Below are 2,889 nucleotides of genomic sequence, written 5' to 3'. Positions count from 1 at the left end.
GAGGGATTCCCGGAACAGTACAAGCTGGGGATACCGCTGCGTAAAATCGCCCGGCCTGAGGATATCGCCGACGCCGTGCTATTTATGGCCTCGGCGAAAGCGGGCCACATCACGATGCAGGATATCGTCATCGACGGCGGCGCGACGCTTGGCGCCTAAGCCCCCGAGGATGGTCGTCGCGAAAGCGGCGGTCGTTCTCGGTAACAGAAAGGGAAAAACGTCATGATCTGGACGAGAGACGTCACGCTGGAGCAGCTCAATCAAATGACGGAACGGAACATGCTGGCGCATCTGGGCATGGTCTTCACCCACTTGGGCGACCGTGTTCTGGAAGCCACGATGCCGGTGGACGACCGCACCCGTCAGCCATTCGGGCTACTGCACGGCGGTGCGTCGGTCGCGCTGGCGGAATCGCTGGGATCGATGGCGGGCTATCTGTGCAGCCAGCCAGGGGAGTGCGTGGTCGGGGTGGAGATTAACGCCAGCCACCTGCGCCCGGTCAGTCAGGGCGAGGTGCGCGGCGTATGCCAGCCGCTGCATCTGGGACGGAAAAATCAGGTCTGGCAAATCGAGGTCTTTACGCCGCAGGATAAGCTGTGCTGCATCGCACGGCTCTCTACGGCGGTGTTGGGGACGTAGTTCAGGCTTCGAGTGGAATGAGGCTCTCTGCAAAATCCGCCAGCCGTTGCAGGCCGTATTCCCAAGTTCCGAAGCCGGATTCAGCATTGATGTGGCCGCCTTCGCCCACATCGACCAGCTCGCAGCCCCAGGCTTCCGACCAATGTTTGGCGCGCTCATAGGTCATCAGCGGATCGTTATGCGTGGCGAAAGCCAGCGCGGGAACGTTCAGCCGCTCGGCGCGAATACGCTCTTCTATCTCAAAACGCATTGGCTCCGCCGGCGCAACCAACATCACGCCCGCAATCCCTTCCATGGCTTCCTGCACCACGTAGCACGAAGCCAGCGCGCCGAAACTGTGGCCGATCAGCAGCGCCGGTTGCTCGCACTCCGCCAGCTCGCGGCGGATCGCCAGCGCCCAGCGATCGAGGTCGGCCGGAAACCACTCTTTCTGGCTAACGCGGCGCCAAAACGGGAAACGCTGATGCCAATAGCTTTGCCAGTGTTCGTCACCACTGTCGCGCAATCCCGGCACCAGCACCATCTTTATACGCTGGTCGATTTCCGCCAGCCGCAGGTCCAACTCTGTCGTCTGCATCAGACTGCTTTCTCCCTGTTCGTTTACTGCCTGGATGGAGCGACATCGGCTCAGGGCAGGCCCTGCGCCCCCATATTGACGCGCTGTCGTTGCCCGGCGCGCGTGGAAGGCTCCATATTTTACAAATTGATAACAATATAGCTTAAGTTAACAGCCTATCACGGTGATTTGCATTTGTATCGGGGTTCTCTGCATCAAATTTTGCGTTCCGTCACACGGCATCGCGCGATCTGATGAAGGCTGATGTGAAGCCATTTCACCCTACGCCGCAGGCGATAACCGGATAAATTCCAGCTCGCGCGGCTCGGCGATGCGCCGGTAATCCTGCGTGTTCAGTATCAGCGAGCGCTCCAGAGATCCCGCGTTGAACGCCAGTTCATCAAAACGGGAAAACAGCAGCGGATCGGCCACCAGCAGCAGATCGGGATGGAAGCTGAACGGCGGGATGGCGCCGAATACGCAGCGCGTCAATATCTCCACTTCCGCCGGGCTGGCCAGCGAAGCGCGTGTCCCGCCAAGCCCTTGAGCCAGTCGCTGCAAGTCCGCCTGACAATCGGCGGGCAGTACCGCCAGAACATGCTGGCGTAAACCGTTACCTTTAACATGGCATACCAGCGCTTTGGCGCCCTGCCCCAACGCGGTCCCCCGCTGAGCGGCGACCTCTTCCGAACGTCCGGCGCTGGCGTGTTCGACCACCCGATAGCGCGCCTGTCCCTGATCGAGCCGCGCGCATAATTGCGAAAAAATAGAAGGAGTTTGCATCGGTTTTCCTATATCCGTTATCTCGTCGAGCCGCATACAGAATAAACGCGCAGATGTCCAAGTGGCAAAGATCCGTGCGATTGCACTCTATTTCCGCATTCTGCCGGGGATACCTCTTGAATTCCTCCCCGTACCCAGCGTAGATTGGGCGCCGGTAAAATGCGGCCCCAGAGCCCTGCCGTCATCTCCGACCAGAAAGCGCCAGAGCCTGACTCATCGGGCGATCGTTTCTCTGCACAATGGACAAGTCATGCGCATCATAGCGATACCATCATCATAACGAAGCAATCATCATCGCGACACGGTGATTGCTGGAGAGAATAATCAGTGAAGTACTTCTTTATTGCGGTTTCATTTGTTTTGGTTCTATGGATTGGAATATTTATGCTGTTGGTGAACTGATTCGGCCGCGTGACCGAATCACACTATTCCCACCGGGTAAAAAATCATCTCCTATTAATGCTCTCAACAGGCTGGCGGATCGTCCCTCGGCCTGATAAGGACTCACTCAGCCTATTGCCGACGTCCCGAGCTATCCCACGGCGTTGATGACCAGCCCAACGACGCCGGCGAGCGCCAGCCACGGGCCGAAGGCCAGTGAGGACTGCAAACTGCCGCCACGGCTCAATCGCCATAACAGCGTGAGCGTCAATCCGGCCAGCGAAGCGATTAGCACCAAATTCGGCAAGATAGCCCATCCCAGCCACGCCCCCAGCGCCGCCAGCAGCTTGAAGTCTCCGTAACCGAGCGCTTCCTTGCCGGAAAACCAGCGAAACCCCCAATAGATCAACCACAAAGACACATATCCCGCCACCGCGCCCACCACCGCCTGCGAGAGCGGCACGAACGTCCCGTCAACATTGAACAGCAGACCCACCCATAACAGCGGCAGCGTCAGCACATCCGGCAAC

The 2,889-nt window shown here is 58.8% G+C and carries 5 protein-coding genes; 2 read left to right on the top strand and 3 right to left on the bottom strand.

Features of this window, described 5'->3' with window-relative positions:
* A partial coding sequence (locus Q7O77_RS16550; protein WP_304169808.1) for an SDR family oxidoreductase occupies positions 1 to 159 on the top strand: 159 nt, incomplete at its 5' end.
* Between the two features lie 63 nt (positions 160 to 222).
* Positions 223 to 639, top strand: coding sequence for a hotdog fold thioesterase (locus tag Q7O77_RS16545; protein ID WP_304169806.1), 417 nt, complete (start codon positions 223 to 225; stop codon positions 637 to 639).
* A gap of 1 nt (position 640) precedes the next feature.
* On the opposite strand, the gene Q7O77_RS16540 is transcribed toward Q7O77_RS16545, so the two are convergent.
* From Q7O77_RS16540 to Q7O77_RS16530, 3 genes are all read right to left on the bottom strand, one after another.
* A complete protein-coding gene (locus tag Q7O77_RS16540) occupies positions 641 to 1,216 on the bottom strand; it encodes an alpha/beta hydrolase (RefSeq protein ID WP_304169804.1) in 576 nt (191 codons plus the stop codon).
* Between the two features lie 261 nt (positions 1,217 to 1,477).
* Entirely contained in the window at positions 1,478 to 1,978 is a 501-nt protein-coding gene (locus tag Q7O77_RS16535; RefSeq protein ID WP_304169803.1) for a YbaK/prolyl-tRNA synthetase associated domain-containing protein, read from the bottom strand.
* A gap of 532 nt (positions 1,979 to 2,510) precedes the next feature.
* The coding region (locus Q7O77_RS16530) for an A24 family peptidase (protein ID WP_304169801.1) at positions 2,511 to 2,889 on the bottom strand (379 nt) is incomplete at its 5' end.

It is taken from the genome of Lonsdalea britannica, from assembly GCF_946477055.1.
Taxonomy (GTDB): domain Bacteria; phylum Pseudomonadota; class Gammaproteobacteria; order Enterobacterales; family Enterobacteriaceae; genus Lonsdalea; species Lonsdalea britannica_A.
The sequence above is the reverse complement of the archived record's forward strand: the minus strand, read 5'-3'. Positions and strand labels throughout refer to the sequence as shown.